We start from the raw sequence: 14,735 nt of genomic DNA on the forward strand, positions 1-14,735 counted from the left end.
CAATAGGCCGGTGCAGCGGTGAAGACAAGACCTTGCCGGGCTTCGGTGCGCTGGCTACGCTGTGGAACGATCGATCCACCTGGTGGACTTCGGAGGTGCCCGTGAGACCCTCTACGCTCGTGACCGCCGCCCTTCTGCTGGCGGTCGCCCTGCCCGCCTCAGCCGCCTCCAACGATCCCGCGCAGGCCGGCGGCGTGTGCCGGGGCACCGACGCCCGCTGCTACCACGACTGGGGCAACTTCGACCCGGCCAAGGGCTACCGCCTGCTCGTCTACACGCGTACGGCCGGCCCGCGCCACGCCCACCTGGGCACCGTGCTCGGGCCGGGGCTCAACCCGCCGCTCAACGACGACAACGTGGCCGTGAAAGCCGTGCTCAAGCTGGGTCAGGACAACGGCTTCGCGGTCGACTACACCGAGGACGTCACCCAGCTCGCCTCGGCGCAGAGCCTGCTGAAGTACAACGCGGTGATGTTCCTGAGCACGACCAGGGACGCGCTCGACGACGCGGCGCAGACCGCGCTGCGCCAGTACGTCAGGGCGGGCGGCGGTTTCGTCGGCGTGCACAACGCCTTCGGCACCGAGTACAACTGGCCCTGGTACGAAGGGCTGCTCGGCGAGGCCAACTTCTACGACCACGGCCCCGTCCAGCCCGCCACCGTGCGTACGGTCGACCGGCGCGACGCCTCCACCGCGGGGCTGCCGCCCGCCTGGACGTTCAGCGACGAGTGGTACAACCTGGTCCCGGCCCCCACCCGCGTCCGCGTCCTGGCCCAGGTCGACGAGAGCACCATGCTGAAGGGCACCCGCGGCAACCTCGGCCATCCCGGGCACGGCAGGGACCACCCGGTCTCCTGGTGCCAGTACTACGACGGCGGCAGGTCGTGGGTCACCACGCTCGGCCACGAGGTGCAGGCGTGGACCGGCGACCAGCGCTTCCTCGGCCACCTGACCGGCGGCCTCCGGTCGGCGATGGGCATGGCGCCCTTCTGCCGCTGATCACTTCTGTCGCCGAACGCTTCTTGTCGCTGATCACTTCCGGGCGGTGTGGTGCAGGCCGCGCATGGCCAGCACGTAGCCGTGCACGCCGAACCCCACCACGATGCTCCGCGCGACCGGCGAGATGTAGGAGTGGTGCCGGAACGGCTCGCGCGCGTGCACGTTGGAGATGTGCAGCTCCACCACCGGCAGCTCCACGCCCTCGATGGCGTCGTGCAGGGCCACCGAGGTGTGCGTGTAGGCGCCGGGATTGAACACCGCGCCCACGCACTGCCCGGCCTTGACCTCCGCCCCGGCCTCGTGGATCCAGTCGATCAGCTGCCCCTCGTGGTTGGACTGCCGGAAGCGGAGGTCGAGGCCGAGCCCGGCGGCCTCCTCGCGGCACATCTCCTCGACGTCGGCCAGCGTCGTCGTGCCGTACACCTCCGGCTTGCGGGTGCCGAGCAGGTTGAGGTTGGGGCCGTTGAGAACGTACACGGATGTCACACATGCCTCACTTCGTGATCGTCGCCGCTACACCCGGTGGCGGGCCAGGTGCTCCAGGACCGACTGGTTGGCCTCCCAGCCGTCGGGGAACTTCACCGGCACGCCCAGCCGTACCGGCTCCGCCGACGGATGGGCGTCGAGCAGCTCGGCGATGCCCGCCCTGGCCACCACCACGCACGCGTGCCGGTGCCGCGAGGCCAGCACGCACAGCCGCCCCGACTCCAGGTGGAACGCGGTGGCGTCGCGGCGGCCCGACAGCGGGTGCAGCACGATCGTCACGTCGTACTCGCGGCCCTGCAGCCGGTTGGCGGTGTCGACCGTGATCTCCGGCGGCAGCCCCGCGGCCCTGATCGCCGCCACCTGGTCGCGGTGGGCCGCGCCGACCGCGATCCGGTCGGCGGTCACCGGCCGTTCGCCCTGTTCGGAGCCCGCCACCGCGCCGCGCTGCAGCAGCCGCTCGGCCAGCAGCGCCACCGCCTGCACGGCCTCGCCGTCGGTGCGCACGGTGTGGCGGTTGGGCAGCTCCAGCAGCGCCCAGCCGGAGCGGGCCGCCTCCTCCAGCGCCCGGTCGTGCACGGTTCCCATGCCGCCGGTGGCCAGCTCCAGCCGCCGCTCACCGGCCCCGGTGCCCGACCGGAACCCGGTGAACGGGTAGAACGCCTTCGACACCACCGGCGCGGCCGAGGCGGGCAGCCGCCACGACACCGGCAGCCGGTGCACCGGCAGGTCGGGATTGTGGCGCAGCAGCACCGAGACCGCGCTCTGCAGCGGGTCCCACGACAGGCCGGACCAGCGATCGCCGTCCACGATCGAGAACGGGTCGAGCTGGCCGGGATCGCCCACGAACAGCGCCCGCTCGAACAGCCCGGCGATGCGCAGCAGCTTGTCCGAGCGCATCTGGTATGCCTCGTCCACGATCGCCCACGGCCAGGTACGGCCGGAGATCCACGCCCACTTGTCCGACGTGGCGATCGTGATGTCGGGGTCGCCGAGATCCTGGATCCGCGTACCGACCGTGACACCGGTCAGCTCCAGCAGCCGCAGCGGCGGCACGTAGCCGCTCGCCGACAGACGGCCGACCGTCAGCCGCGGGTGCCGCTCCGAGATCCGGGTCACCAGGTCGTCGACCTGCTCGTTGGTCTGCGCGACGATCATCAGCGGCTCGCCGGTCTCGGCCAGGTGGGCGGCGGCCCGGACGACCAGCGTGGACTTGCCCGCCCCCGGCGGTGAGTCGACCACCACGCCGCGGTTCCTCGGCAGGTCGGCGAGCACGTTCCTGATGACCTGCTCGGGACTGATGGCCTGCTCCGGGCTGGCGTCCTCGCCGGTCACGACCACTCCTCGCGGGCGTCCTCGTCGGTGGGGCGGTATTCGCGCGGCGGGCCGCCGTGCGTCCACGGCGTGGCCTCCGCGTCGGGCAGGCTCGGCGCGCCCTGGAAGTCGTCGGTGAGCGAGGTGTAGCAGACCCGCTCTCCCACCTCGGGCACCGCGCCCGGAGTGGGCGTCTTGCCGCGGCCCATGCCCTTGGTGATCTTCAGGGTGACCAGGCCGTCGCTCGCCTCGACCAGCTGGGCGCCCTGGCCGCGCCGCTGCGGGGTGCCCAGCGTGGTGCCGGGTGCCAGGCGTACGGGATCGTCGGTCTTGACCACCACGAGCGGGCGCAGCTTGCGCGAGCGGCCCTCGCCCTCGAAGTTCTCCGGCTCGGTCTCCACGACCTCGCCCGCGAACGCCTCGCCGGTCAGCCGGTATTCGGCCATGACGAGCGGGTCGTCGTAGGCGCGCTGCACCTCGTAGGCGGCCTGGGCGCGCTCCATGCGCGCCAGCCGCGCGGCGGCGGCGATCGCGCCGTCATGCCGGGCCTGCGGCGGCGCGCCGTCCTCGATCTGCGCGGCCAGGCCGCTGAAGGAGGCGCGGTCCTGCTCCCACCGCTGCGCCACACTGTTGCCCTCGGGCAGGCCGGCGAGCAGATCGATCGCCTGCCACATGAGCCGCCAGGTGGGTTCGAGCTGGGAACGCAGGGCCTCGGTGACGCGTTCGGCCGAGCCCTTCTCGATCGCCGGCGCCAGCACCTCGGCGTCGAACCCCGGATCGGTGACCGGTCCCGCGGGCGGCCAGATCAGCGGATCCTCCGCGTCGTCACTGGGCCCGTCGGTGATCCAGGCGAGCAGCGCGGCCAGGTTCGCGTCCTCCAGGCCGCTCTGCCCGCTCGCCCAGTGCCTGCCCAGCTCGTCGGTCGCGGCGATGGTCAGCGACGACCCCGGATATCCGGCCCGCTCGGCGAACCAGGTCAGCCACCTGCCCAGCAGCGGCACCCCCGTGGGCACCGGGTAGGGCCCGTCGGCCCGGCGAAATCGGGTGGAGCGGCCGAGCAGCCGGGTGAACGCCACCCCCGCCTGGTTCGGCACGATCAACTGCGGCGCGTCGAGCGCCCGCTCGTACGGGTCGGCGTTCTTGCGCTCCACCGTCTCCGTCTCGCGCAGAAAGCCCTGGATGTACGGCAACAGCAGCCCGGCCAGCTCGGCGGCCCAGGCGAAGCGCAGATCACGGTTACGCGGCTGGGTGACCACCAGCAGGCGGGGCTCGGCCCGGTCGGTGCCGAGCATGGCGGCCAGCGGCGCGGCGGCCTCACCGGAGAGCTTGAGCGGGATGAACACCATCGGCCGCGCCGACAGATGGCAGTGCCGGACGGTCGCGATGGGCTGCGCGATGCCCTCGTCGAGGGCCCGCAGCCGGGCGAGCGAGGTGAGCAGGCTCACGTCAGGCACTCTCTGCGCAGGCGTTCGGCGTTGCGCAGGAGCCGGGCGATCTCCTCCTGGCCCGGCGCCGGGTCGCGGGTGCCGTCGGCCAGCCCGAGCGCCTCGCCGACGGAGGCCACGCCGCCCAGCTCGTCGCGTACGTTACGGCCGAGCAGGTCGGAAGCACCCTCCTGCCGGGCCTCGTCGCGGCAGAAGAAGCACAGGTCGCAGGTCGACAGGCAGTCGGGCGCGTAGCGGGCGTCGGAGCGGCGCAGCGCGTCGGCCAGCTCGGCGGCGGACCGGGTCGGCAGCCCGTCCTCACCCGGCTGGAGGTCGAACGTGACCTCGTCGGGCAGGACGTCGAGCAGCCGGTCGAGCCCCGTCATCCGGTCGAGCTGGCGTTCCAGCACGGCCAGCTGCTTGCGCACGTCCACCAGCGTCGCGACGGGCCGGTTGGCGAAGTTCTCCGGGCAGACCAGCACGACCTCGTGCGAGACCCGCAGCGGGTCGTGTCCCAGCTCGTCGAGCAGTCTGCGCAGTGCCAGCACGTACACCGCCGCCTGCCGGGCCGCCGCGGCCACCGCGGCCGGGTCCGCCTGCCCGTCGATCACCGCGAACGACTTGATCTCCACGATGTGGAAGCGCCCGCCGAGCTGGAAGGCCACCACGTCCGGCTCCAGGTAGGCGGCGTGCCCGGCGATCTCCAGGGCGAGCAGCGGATGGTCGTAGACCGTCCCCGCGTCGTGCCCTTCGGCCACCGCCCGGTCGAACAGCGCCCGGGTGTGGGCGTGGCGCAGGTGCGCGCCGACGTTCTCCACGTCGTGGTAGGCCACCTCGGCGATCGGCAGGCCGAGCTGCTCCCGCAGCATGCGCAGCAGCTCCGCGCAGCCGTCGGCCTTCACCAGCGCCTCGAACACGTTCCCGCGGGTGATTGCGAACGGCGACTGGCCGAACGGCGCGGGGAAGCCCAGATGCCGGGCCGCGGCGTCCTTGTCGATCCCGGCGCCGTCCATGAGCGCCCGGCGTGAGCAGCCGGGGTTCGCCGCGAGCGCGGCGATGGCGCGGGCGTCGTGCGGCTTCGGTGGCGTCGTGCCTCGCAGCGCGTCAAGCCGGTTCATCGGCTGCCTCTCGTCTCGCTGTTGCGCGCTCTCACCCAGTGATCCTTTTCTTCGCGACAGTGCTCAGCGTAGCGGCGCCGAACAGCCGCGCTGTGTCACCGAGCTGCGTCGCCGCACGTTCGGCCAGCTCAGCGCGGTCCTGCGTGTCGCGCTCGACGTGCACCGCGAGCTCTGCCCTGGCCGCTTCGATGACCCGATCGGGGTCGGGCGGCCCCAGATCGCCGTCGGCGGCGCCGGGGATGTTGCGCGCCATCCTGGTCAGCAGCCGCGCCCCTCCGGGCTCAATGAGGGCGTCGGTCACCTGCTCGGCCACCGCTATGGCGCAGGTGAGGAAGTCGACGCGGGGGCTGAGCGGGCCGACCATCCGGCGCGCCTGCGGCCACGTACTGGCCGCCAGCAGGCCACGGGCGGGGGAGAGGCGGTCGGTCAGGGCCGCGCACAGGTAGTACGGGCGGCCGTACGGGGAGGACTTGAACGAGCGTTCCTCGTCCCGGCGCAGGCTGGTGAGCTGATTGCTCCTCAGCGTGCCGCCGCAGAACGCCGCGCCCACGGCGACGATCAGCCGTGGCTGGGCACAGGCGCCCAGCAGGAGGAGACCCTGATGCACCTGCTCGCGCACGGTCACCAGCCGCGGCGCCGGGGGCTCGGGTTCGCTGTCTTTCTGATCATCCGCCGGGGCCGTGCTCACCAGGGCGTCCCAGGTGCGTTCGGCGCCGCGCAGCTCGGCGCGCAGGGTCCTGGCGGTGGCCGTGTCCTTGACCCGCATGGCTCTGCGCACACCGGCTCGGAGCTCGTCGATCCGCCTCTCGAGATCGTCCAGCCGGTCACTCATGGCGCGAGCGTAGCAAGAGTTCCAGTATTTCCCAGTATTTTCAGGACATCGAGACGTTCGCGTGATCTACATTGTAAAGGGCGCGGGCCTGGTTCCCCGCCAAACAGGGCTCACCTCACGCCGTACCGACGATGGCGCACGCACGGCACGGGGGACGTGCGCAGATGCACTGCATGATCGCGTCGAGAACGTCCTGGTCGTGATACAGGCACCGATCATTGCAGGTGTGGCGCGGAACGAACCCCGCCTGGATCTCGTCGGGCCACGGCTCTTCGCCTTCGCGGCAGCGGACGAACTGTTCGGGGTCCTCCGAGTGCAGGCCGTGCATGCGTTCCCGGGCCTGGGTCTCCAGGGTTCGCGTCTCCGCCACCATGGCCTTGAGTTCGGCGGCGAGGTCGGAGTACCTGTCATCGCCGGTTCGTACGTGCGCGGCCCGCAGCGCCATCACCGCATTGCCCAGGAATCGGCCGGCGTCCTGGAGGTCTGTGGTGTGGTGCAGTTGGATGCCGGTCACGCTGCGGACCCATACGGCGTCGTTGTTCATCTGAATGGTGGCGCGGAGACCCGGTCCTTCAGGGCCGGGAGAAAGCGCCACCCCTCCTCTCGAAAACAGTATGGAAAGAGTCGATCACGTTCGGTAATGTGTGCGGTGGGTGGGGCCGCTGTGACAGGAGGTGCGCGATGGCGATCCGCCGCTCCGCCACCAAACGCCACGGCCTGCCCACCATCGTGCAACTGCGGCTCATGCCCGCCCCGGCTCAGGCTGAGGCGCTGGCCGCAGCGGTGCTGTTGTGCAATCAGGCGGCGACCGTCGTCTCTCGGCTGGCGTGGCAGCATCGCGGCTTCGCGGTGGTGGAGTTGCAACGGCTGGCCTATTACGAGGTGCGCGGGCAGGTGGCCGGGCTGGGCGCGCAAGCGGCCGTGCGGGCGATCGCCCGGGTCGCCGGCGCCTACGCCAACCGGCGTTCCAGCAAGAAACGCGCTCACATCATCCGGCCGCAGGGCGCTGTCCCCTACGACGCCAGGCTGATGAGCTTCCATCGGGATGCCCGCACGGTGTCGCTGTGGACCCCCACTGGCCGCGTCACCGTCCCCTACGCGGGTCGGCCGGAAGACCTCAAAGCCGTGGACGTGCTGCCGGTGGGGGAGGCCGATCTGATCTGCCGGCGCGGCGTGTGGCTGCTGCACCTCACCCTCACCCTGCCCCGACCGGCAGTGCGTGAGCCGGTCGGCGGCTTCGTCGGGGTGGATCAAGGGGTGGCGAACCTGGCGGTCGCCTGCGACGGCGTGGTGCTGCCCGGCCCGGCTTTGCCGGGGCCGGTCGGCGGTAACGGCCATGTCCGCACGCTGCGGGAGCGGCGCCATCGCCAGCGCCGCCGGTTGCAGAAGAAGGGGACGTCTGCGGCGCGGCGGGTGCTGCGCCGTCTGTCGGGGCGTGAGCATCGGATGATGGCCGACCTCAACCACCAGATCAGCAAATATGTGGTGCGTGAAGCCGAACGCAGCGGTCGTGGTGTCGCCCTGGAGGATCTGCAGGGTATCCGCGGGCGGGTAAGGGCTCATCGGTTCCAGCGGCGCACCCTGCACGGCTGGGCGTTCGCCCAGCAGATCGACTTCACTCGCTACAAGGCCGCGCGAGCCGGGGTCGCCTTCGTGCTGGTCGACCCTGCGTACACCTCGCAGGCATGTCCGGAGTGCGGGCACATCAGCACGGCGAACAGGCCGGCGCGGGGCCGGTTCGTCTGCGAAAGGTGCGGCCTCGCTGGGCACGCCGACCACATCGCAGCCCGTAACATCGCCGCACGCGGCGCAGCGGGCTGGGCTGCCATCAACTAGCCACACGCTACCGGCCTCCCTTCACCCAGACGGGACCGCGAGAGCAAACCACCAGCTTCAAACGGTGGTAGTTGATTGATCAATCCTTCGGAGGCGCACACCCCCGTTTGGGAATTTCTCTATGTCGGAGGACATGTCAGAGGTTTGTGCGGCAACACCTGAGGATAACCATATATTTGCACACTGTTCGGGCTGAGTGCGCTGGGTTGACCGTTGGCGGAGCGATGAGGCGGTCGAACAGCCTGAGCGGAGGATTGCCGAAATGGCCTGGAGTCCCGGCACGGAAGGGGCATTGGCCAATCGGATCGCACTCTGCCGCAGTAAACGACTTATGGCGATAAATAGGGAAAAATATTACGCGACGATGGGCGCCAGCAGAGTGCCGTGATCGCGCGGTGGCCACCGCGCGATCCGTGTTCCTCCCCCACGATGGATCGATGCGCGGTGGCCATTCTCGTTCTCAGGCGCCGCTTGACCAGGAAGATCACTCCCAGGGCCCGTCGCACGCGTCATGCGGTGGCGGTCAGCTCGTCACGGCGCACTGTCCGCGCTCCTTCCTGACTGGTCCTTCGGCATTCGGGCGTACGTCGAAGTCGAAGATCGCGGTGGGCAGGTAGAGCGAGCAGCAGGCGTTGGGAATGTCGACGATCCCGCTGATTCGCCCTTCGATCGGAGCCGAGCCGAGGATCAGGTAGGCCTGTTCGCCGGTGTAGCCCCACCTCTTGAGATATTCGACGGCATTGAGACATGCCCTGCGGTAGGCCACCGTCGCGTCGAGGTAGTAGTTGGTGCCGGTGTCGTGGTCCACCGAGACCCCGATGAACGACATGAACTCGGAATAGCGCGGCTCGACGTTTCCCGGCAGGAAGACCGGGTTGGTGGAGACACCGTACTTCTCCATGCCGCCCTTGATGAGGTCGACGTGGAGGTCGATGAAACCGCCCATCTCGATCGCGCCGCAGAAGGTAATCTCGCCGTCGCCCTGGCTGAAGTGCAGGTCACCTCCGGAAAGTTTCGCATCCTTCACGTGGACCGGGTAGAAGACCCGGGCTCCGCGGGTGAAGTTCTTGATGTCTTGATTGCCGCCGTTCTCCCTTGCCGGCACGGTACGGGCGCCCTCCTCGGCGATCCGCCGCGCCGCCTCGCCGCTTGCCGTACCGGTGATGGCGTTGTCGGTCAGCGGTGGCAGGCCGAGCGGCGGGACCCGTTGCGGATCGGTGTCGATGAGCGCCTGCTCCCTGCGGTTCCAGGAGGCGAGCAACTCGGCTGACGGCGCGGTGCCGAACAGCCCTGGGTGGGTGATGCCGGTGAACCGGACACCTGGCAGGTGACGGGATGTGGCCGCCTGGCCGTGGAAGTCCCAGATCGCCTTGTACGCGTCGGGGAAGTAGTCGGTCAGGAATCCGCCGCCGTTCGCCTTGGCGAACACGCCGGTGTAACCCCATCCCTGGCCTGGTGCCTGCCCGATCTGCTGGGGTACCGCGCCGAGGTCGAGGATGTCGACGACCAGGAGATCGCCCGGCTCGGCTCCCTCCACCCCGATGGGCCCGCTCAGCACGTGCGCGACGGTCAGGTCGACGTCCCGCACGTCGTTCGCGGAATCGTTGTTGCCTATCTGGGCGTCGGTCCATTCCCGGCAGTCCATTCGGAACTCATCTCCGGGGCGGACCATCTCGACTACCGGAACATCCGGGTGCCATCGATTGTGTCCCGGGATTTTCTGGTCGCGCATGGACATCGATTGATCGACGCTGAATACGACTTTCGGCATGATGAATGCCTTTCTTGAATACGGATGCCGTCAGGCATGAAACGCATCGACCACCTCCTTACAGGCGTCGCGGGTCTTCTCGTCAGGTCCACCGGGGGCGATGCGTCCGGTCACCGGCGCCCATCGCATCGGCCGGTGCCGCCGCCGTGGGTTCACGTCCACGGGTCAACGGCCACAGCCCGATGAAGACCACCACGCCGAACACGGCGAGGATGAAGGCGATGAGGTTGGTGTTCCGCCAGTAGCCCGTCAGGATCATGAACGCGGGGATCGCCGCCGTGACCCACCCCTGGATCGCCGTCACCCAGCCCGTGTACCTGGTGATCTGCTCGTGTTTCAAACCCAGTAGCACGAAGAAGAGGAACCACAGGAAACCCCAGTAGAGCCAGATGACCCCGAACGCCGGATCGCCCAGGAGCCGGAAGTTCGCGTACGAGTATCCGAGCGCCATGATGGCCACGAACAGCGAGAAGTAGCCGACTCCCGTGGAGTCGAAACCGCCCAGCAGGTTGATCCCGACGTACAGGTAGGTGAAACCGAACAGGTAGATCCCGGACGCGCCGAGGACCTGGGCCGGGTTCCCGGGGTTGAGGATGATCAGCACGGTGGGCGTGATCACCTGCAGGGCGCCGACGAAGAGATTGAAGATGGCCGCCGCGCGTGGATCGATCTTCTTCAGCAGCATCATCCCGTTGATGAAGAGCACCGCGCCGACGTAGAGAAGTCCGACGGCTCCCATGAGCGACGCACCTCCTGGTGTTGTCGTGTGGCGGCATCACTCACGCCGGGCGGCCTGTCACCGCCTCCGGACCGGCGGAGCCGCGTGTGTGAACGGTTCACACGCACGCGCCGCGTTGTTGGTGTTGATCAAGATGTTTGTGTTGCTCAAGGCTTTCTGCTGCTCAAGGCCGAGGCAGGCGTGGCAGCGCCGGGTGCGGCGGCGGTTCGCGCCGCTTGGCAGGCACGCTCGTGATCACCTCGGGTGCTTCCTGGCTCTGCTCCTCGCGGGTGAGCGCGGCACTGACTACTGAAGGCACCCGGCCGAGGTAGGGCGAGGAGAAGACTCGACGGGATGGGCGGTGGCACGCGGGGCATTCACAGGCCGCCGCGGCGGTCCCGATCGGTAGACGCACCTCGAATCGTCCGCAGTCGGGGCAGCGATATTCATACGTCGCCATAGGCATTCCTCCGCAGAGATCCGACTCGATCTTCTCCGGCCTTCGGTACCGCAGAGCCATCGCCGGCCTGCGGCGATCTATTTCAGATAACCTCCGCCGCCAACCCCATGTCAAGGTCGTCGAACGCGGTGGCAATTTCCCGGAAAACCAGCCCTGCGCGGAAAAGGGAGTAAGAGTAGCGGAAGGGTTCCCGTGGAGGAGATAAACGTGGTCAGACTTTTAACGTCGGCGCGCGCATAATTGCCTGATCGGCTGGGAGAATTTGCCGGACATTGATGGATTGCACGATTTTGACCAACAACGAAGACACTGCCATCGACGGCCGCGGGCAGGTCGCGGCGCGTCCGGTGTCAACGCGCGGCTACGGGAGTCCGGGGACGGCGAGTGCCCAGCCGCGGTCCTCGGTGAGGAAGCGGTCCAGGCGGAGCCCGCACTCGGCCAGGGCCGCGCGCAGGTCGTCGTCCGTCAGCCGCCGGGACGTGAACGACTGGGTCCACACCCGATCCCGGTGCGTGTAGCGCATCGTCGCGTTGAACTGGTCCGGCCCGGTCGCCTCCAGGGCTACCAGCGTGACCGTCATGTCGCCGTCCGTCCTGCCCTGGCCGGGCCGCCGGGCGTCGTGCGTCTCGGGCGGCGTCCACTCGATCAGCACGGCTCCGCCGGGCGCCACGTGCCGGGCGCAGGCCGACAGCAACGCCCGCCGGCCGTCCTCGTCGGAGGTGTTCACCAGGTACGAACCCAGCATGACCGCGTCGAAGCGCCGCTCCAGCCGCAGATCCTCCACCCGGGCTCGTACAGTCCGCGCGCCTCGCACGTGGGCCAGCATCTCGGCCGACTCGTCCACGGCCACCACCTCGAAGCCGTGCTCCAGCAGGGCGTGCGTCACCCGGCCGACGCCCGCGCCCAGCTCCAGGACGGAGCCGCCCGGCGACACCACCCCCGCGAGCAGCTCCGCCTCGCCGCGGGGCTTCAGCAGGGTGTAGTACTCGACGGGGGAGCCGTCGGGAGTGATCGAGCCGGGGCCGGTGCCGGAGCGGGGGATGATCGTCATGCCTTCGAATCTAACTCCGGGCGAGCGCACATGGGATCCCGTTCTCGCGGGGACGAAGCTGCTGTGTCCCCTCAGGTGCGTCATCTGATCGGCGCGGTGGCCGGGTCGGCCGCGCTGCCCCTCGTCTACTACCTGACCGAGGCGGGCGCCAGGGCCCTGCGAGCGGCGTACGCCGCCTTCCGGCCCGCGCCCGCCGGGCTCGGCTACCTGGCGGCCGTGGCGGCCATCGTGGTGCTGCTCGCCGCCTGGTCGTGGCTGTCGCCGCTGGCCGCGCTGGCCTGCGGGCTGCCGCTGACCGCCGCCGCCGCGCTGTTCGCGTTAGACCTCGACGTCGCGATGGACCTGGCGGGCCGGCTGCCGAGCTTCGCGGTGCCCACCGGTCAGCCGGTGGGCACCCTGGCCGGTGAGCCGCCGGGCGCGCTGGCCGGGGTGACGGGCCTGTACGCCGTCATCGGCGTCCTGCTGGTGCTGTCGGCGCTGCTGCCGCGCAGACGGCGATCTATCCTGGGCGAATGAGCGGACGGGACCCGGATCGGCGCAAGGCGCTGCTGGACGCGGCGGACCGGGTCATCCTGCGCGAGGGCCCCGAGGCGTCCATGGCCGCGATCGCCGCCGAGGCCGGGATCACCAAGCCGATCCTCTACCGCCACTTCGGCGACAAGAGCGGCCTCTATGAGGCCCTGGCCGACCGCCACGTCCGCACGGTCATCGCCCAGCTGCGGCCTGGGTTCGCCGGGGCTGCGTCCGACCTGCGGCCGGGGTTCGCCGAATCAGCGTCCGACGTGCGGCCGGGATTTGCCGGGCCCGCGACCGATCTGCGACCGGGGTTCGCCGAAGCAGCCTCCGATCTGCGCGGCCGGGCCAGGACGACGATCACCGTCTACCTGGATCTGATCTCGGCCAACCGCAACCTCTACCGTTTCCTGTTCCACCGGGCCAGCGCCGAGGACACCCGGATGCGCTCCCACATGACCGCGCTCGTGCGCGGCCTGGGCGAGGAGCTGGGCGGGGTGCTGGCCGCCCAGCGGGTGGTGCCGGAGCCCGTACGCGCCCAGGTGCTCGGTCACGCGTTCGTCGGCATGGTGCAGACCACCGGCGACTGGTGGCTGGAGCATCCGGAGGTGGATCGGGCGGAGGTCGTCGAAGGACTGGTGGACGTGATCGTCGCGGCCGTCAGTCACCGAAGCGGGAGAGTCTCCCATGCCGCCGGGCGTAGTTGAGCGCCCATCCGAACACCCCCAGCGCGACGGCCAGATAGACGGCGTTGAGCCCTGCCGCCCACGCCATCCGGTCCCACGGCACCGCACCGCCCGACATGACCGTACGCATCCCCTCGAAGACGTGCGAGGCGGGCAGGAACCACGCCACGGTCCGCACCGGCGCGGGCAGCACCGACAGGGGATAGAAGATTCCGGCCAGCGGTTGTACGAAGAAGACCACCGACCAGGCGATGACCTGCGCGTTCTCGCCGAACCTGAGCACCGCCGAGATCCCGATCAGCCCGAGCGACCAGCCGAGCAGGAGCAGGATGCCCATGAACGGCACCAGCCCCACGCCCAGGCTCGTCACCCCGAACCCATAGAGCACCAGCGCGAGACCCGCCATCACGGCGACGGCGAAGACCACCTTGCCCAGCGAGAACAGCATCAGCCCGATCAGGTATTCGACGCTGGACAGCGGAGTGACCTGCACGTTGAGCAGGTTGCGCGACCAGACGTCCTCCAGGAAGGCCATCGAGATCTCGTTGCTGGCCTTCTGCAGCACCTGCCAGAGCAGCACCGCGCCGATCAGGAACGCCACCACGAAGGGCACCTGCTGCGTGCGCAGGAACAGCGTGAGGAACCCCCACAGCAGCAGCTCGACAGTGGGCCAGAACAGGATCTCGAACATCCGGACCGGGCTGCGCCGCAGCGCGGCGAAGTCACGCCGGATCACCCCGGAGATCCGGCTGCGCCGGGCGGCGAGGCCGAGCGGCGGCAGAGTGAGCGGGGGCGAGGTCAACGTCTTCATCCGCGGGCCACCTTCAGGAACACCTCTTCCAGGTCGTCGACCCCGTAGTGGCTGGCCAGCTCCTCGGCGCTGCCCGTGGCCACGATCCGCCCGTCGGACATGAAGTGGATCCGGTCGCACATCCGCTCGACCTCGCGCATGTTGTGCGAGGTGATCAGCATGGCGTTGCCGCTCTCCTCGGCCAGGCGCGACAGCAGGCCGCGGATCCGGTCGCCCGCGTCGGGGTCGAGGTTGGCGGTGGGCTCGTCCAGCACCAGCAGTTGGGGCGCGTTGAGCAGGGCCTTGGCCAGCTGCACCCGGGTGCGCTGGCCGGAGGACAGGTCCATCATCCGGCGCCCGCGCAGCGGCCCCAGCTCGAACAGCTCGATCATCTCGCCGACCCGTGCGGCCGGCCGCCGCAGCGCGTAGAGGCGGGCGAACGCGTCGAGCACCTCGTGCACCAGCAGCGGCCCTGGCAGGTCCACGTAGCTGGCGGCGAAGTTGACCCGGCTCAGCACCTCGGTCCGGTGCCGCGCGAGGTCCTGGCCGAACAGGTTGACGCTGCCCGCGTCGGGGGTGATCAGGCCGAGCAGCATATGGAGGGTCGTCGACTTGCCCGCGCCGTTGAGGCCGAGCAGCCCGATCACCTCTCCCTCGGCGACGGTGAGGCTCAGATCGCGGACCGCCGTCACGGACCCGAACCGCTTGACCAGATGAGTCGCCTCCAGGATGGTCACCCGA

At 69.8% G+C, this 14,735-nt stretch carries 16 protein-coding genes; 4 read left to right on the forward strand and 12 right to left on the reverse strand.

Annotated features, from left to right (window positions below; translation table 11 throughout):
• Positions 1-119: 119 nt before the first annotated feature.
• Positions 120-998, forward strand: a complete 879-nt coding sequence (locus ACIBO2_RS30945) for a ThuA domain-containing protein (RefSeq protein ID WP_358542905.1) — start codon at positions 120-122, stop codon at positions 996-998.
• Between the two features lie 33 nt (positions 999-1,031).
• On the opposite strand, the gene aroQ is transcribed toward ACIBO2_RS30945, so the two are convergent.
• The 6 genes from aroQ to ACIBO2_RS30975 all read right to left on the reverse strand — a co-directional run bounded on the left by aroQ (position 1,032) and on the right by ACIBO2_RS30975 (position 6,713).
• A complete protein-coding gene (gene aroQ, locus ACIBO2_RS30950; protein ID WP_358542907.1) occupies positions 1,032-1,484 on the reverse strand; it encodes a type II 3-dehydroquinate dehydratase in 453 nt (150 codons plus the stop codon).
• A gap of 27 nt (positions 1,485-1,511) precedes the next feature.
• Entirely contained in the window at positions 1,512-2,816 is a 1,305-nt protein-coding gene (locus ACIBO2_RS30955; RefSeq protein WP_357953108.1) for an AAA family ATPase, read from the reverse strand.
• A complete protein-coding gene (locus tag ACIBO2_RS30960; protein WP_358542909.1) occupies positions 2,813-4,240 on the reverse strand; it encodes a hypothetical protein in 1,428 nt (475 codons plus the stop codon). The genes ACIBO2_RS30955 and ACIBO2_RS30960 overlap by 4 nt, the downstream gene beginning before the upstream one ends.
• Positions 4,237-5,337: a hypothetical protein gene (locus tag ACIBO2_RS30965; protein ID WP_358542911.1), complete on the reverse strand. Its 1,101-nt coding sequence runs from the start codon at positions 5,335-5,337 to the stop codon at positions 4,237-4,239. Before ACIBO2_RS30965 ends, ACIBO2_RS30960 begins: the two co-directional genes overlap by 4 nt.
• Positions 5,338-5,368: 31 nt before the next feature.
• On the reverse strand, positions 5,369-6,169 hold the full coding sequence (locus ACIBO2_RS30970) for a hypothetical protein (protein ID WP_358542914.1): 801 nt from the start codon (positions 6,167-6,169) through the stop codon (positions 5,369-5,371).
• 115 nt (positions 6,170-6,284) lie between these two features.
• A complete protein-coding gene (locus ACIBO2_RS30975; RefSeq protein ID WP_358542916.1) occupies positions 6,285-6,713 on the reverse strand; it encodes a hypothetical protein in 429 nt (142 codons plus the stop codon).
• Positions 6,714-6,850: 137 nt separating this feature from the next.
• Between ACIBO2_RS30975 and ACIBO2_RS30980 the strand changes: the two genes are divergently transcribed.
• Positions 6,851-8,005, forward strand: coding sequence for an RNA-guided endonuclease InsQ/TnpB family protein (locus tag ACIBO2_RS30980; protein ID WP_397301379.1), 1,155 nt, complete (start codon positions 6,851-6,853; stop codon positions 8,003-8,005).
• 523 nt (positions 8,006-8,528) lie between these two features.
• Here ACIBO2_RS30980 and fmdA read toward each other — a convergent pair.
• The 4 genes from fmdA to ACIBO2_RS31000 all read right to left on the reverse strand — a co-directional run bounded on the left by fmdA (position 8,529) and on the right by ACIBO2_RS31000 (position 12,005).
• Positions 8,529-9,776, reverse strand: a complete 1,248-nt coding sequence (gene fmdA / locus ACIBO2_RS30985) for a formamidase (protein WP_358542921.1) — start codon at positions 9,774-9,776, stop codon at positions 8,529-8,531.
• Positions 9,777-9,858: 82 nt separating this feature from the next.
• A complete protein-coding gene (locus tag ACIBO2_RS30990) occupies positions 9,859-10,515 on the reverse strand; it encodes an AmiS/UreI family transporter (RefSeq protein ID WP_358542924.1) in 657 nt (218 codons plus the stop codon).
• 163 nt (positions 10,516-10,678) lie between these two features.
• Positions 10,679-11,014 carry an FmdB family zinc ribbon protein gene (locus ACIBO2_RS30995; protein WP_397301382.1) on the reverse strand — a complete coding sequence of 112 codons (336 nt, stop codon included), beginning with the start codon at positions 11,012-11,014 and terminating at the stop codon, positions 10,679-10,681.
• Positions 11,015-11,315: 301 nt separating this feature from the next.
• A complete protein-coding gene (locus ACIBO2_RS31000) occupies positions 11,316-12,005 on the reverse strand; it encodes a class I SAM-dependent methyltransferase (RefSeq protein WP_358542928.1) in 690 nt (229 codons plus the stop codon).
• Positions 12,006-12,068: 63 nt separating this feature from the next.
• Here ACIBO2_RS31000 and ACIBO2_RS31005 point away from each other — a divergent pair, with 63 nt between their 5' ends.
• Both ACIBO2_RS31005 and ACIBO2_RS31010 read left to right on the forward strand, forming a co-directional pair.
• Positions 12,069-12,521, forward strand: coding sequence for a hypothetical protein (locus ACIBO2_RS31005; RefSeq protein ID WP_358542930.1), 453 nt, complete (start codon positions 12,069-12,071; stop codon positions 12,519-12,521).
• Positions 12,518-13,225, forward strand: coding sequence for a TetR/AcrR family transcriptional regulator (locus tag ACIBO2_RS31010; RefSeq protein WP_358542932.1), 708 nt, complete (start codon positions 12,518-12,520; stop codon positions 13,223-13,225). The genes ACIBO2_RS31005 and ACIBO2_RS31010 overlap by 4 nt, the downstream gene beginning before the upstream one ends.
• Here ACIBO2_RS31010 and ACIBO2_RS31015 read toward each other — a convergent pair.
• Positions 13,179-14,015, reverse strand: coding sequence for an ABC transporter permease (locus ACIBO2_RS31015; protein ID WP_397301385.1), 837 nt, complete (start codon positions 14,013-14,015; stop codon positions 13,179-13,181). The genes ACIBO2_RS31010 and ACIBO2_RS31015 overlap by 47 nt on opposite strands.
• The gene (locus tag ACIBO2_RS31020) at positions 14,012-14,731 is read right to left on the reverse strand and encodes an ABC transporter ATP-binding protein (protein WP_358542936.1); all 720 of its coding nucleotides are present in this window, start codon (positions 14,729-14,731) and stop codon (positions 14,012-14,014) included. The genes ACIBO2_RS31015 and ACIBO2_RS31020 overlap by 4 nt, the downstream gene beginning before the upstream one ends.
• Between the last annotated feature and the right edge of the window lie 4 nt (positions 14,732-14,735).

The organism is Nonomuraea sp. NPDC050022 (assembly GCF_044460705.1).
In the GTDB taxonomy this organism is placed as follows: Bacteria; Actinomycetota; Actinomycetes; order Streptosporangiales; family Streptosporangiaceae; genus Nonomuraea.

What these genes read in the sequence shown, in the direction of transcription:
- ACIBO2_RS30965 (WP_358542911.1), bottom strand. Translation starts at nt 5,337, where the DNA reads ATGAACCGGCTTGACGCGCTGCGAGGCACGACGCCACCGAAGCCGCAC.
- ACIBO2_RS30970 (WP_358542914.1), bottom strand. Translation starts at nt 6,169, where the DNA reads ATGAGTGACCGGCTGGACGATCTCGAGAGGCGGATCGACGAGCTCCGA.
- ACIBO2_RS30975 (WP_358542916.1), bottom strand. Translation starts at nt 6,713, where the DNA reads ATGAACAACGACGCCGTATGGGTCCGCAGCGTGACCGGCATCCAACTG.
- ACIBO2_RS30980 (WP_397301379.1), top strand. Translation starts at nt 6,851, where the DNA reads ATGGCGATCCGCCGCTCCGCCACCAAACGCCACGGCCTGCCCACCATC.
- fmdA (WP_358542921.1), bottom strand. Translation starts at nt 9,776, where the DNA reads ATGCCGAAAGTCGTATTCAGCGTCGATCAATCGATGTCCATGCGCGAC.
- ACIBO2_RS30990 (WP_358542924.1), bottom strand. Translation starts at nt 10,515, where the DNA reads ATGGGAGCCGTCGGACTTCTCTACGTCGGCGCGGTGCTCTTCATCAAC.
- ACIBO2_RS30995 (WP_397301382.1), bottom strand. Translation starts at nt 11,014, where the DNA reads ATGGCTCTGCGGTACCGAAGGCCGGAGAAGATCGAGTCGGATCTCTGC.
- ACIBO2_RS31000 (WP_358542928.1), bottom strand. Translation starts at nt 12,005, where the DNA reads ATGACGATCATCCCCCGCTCCGGCACCGGCCCCGGCTCGATCACTCCC.
- ACIBO2_RS31010 (WP_358542932.1), top strand. Translation starts at nt 12,518, where the DNA reads ATGAGCGGACGGGACCCGGATCGGCGCAAGGCGCTGCTGGACGCGGCG.
- ACIBO2_RS31015 (WP_397301385.1), bottom strand. Translation starts at nt 14,015, where the DNA reads ATGAAGACGTTGACCTCGCCCCCGCTCACTCTGCCGCCGCTCGGCCTC.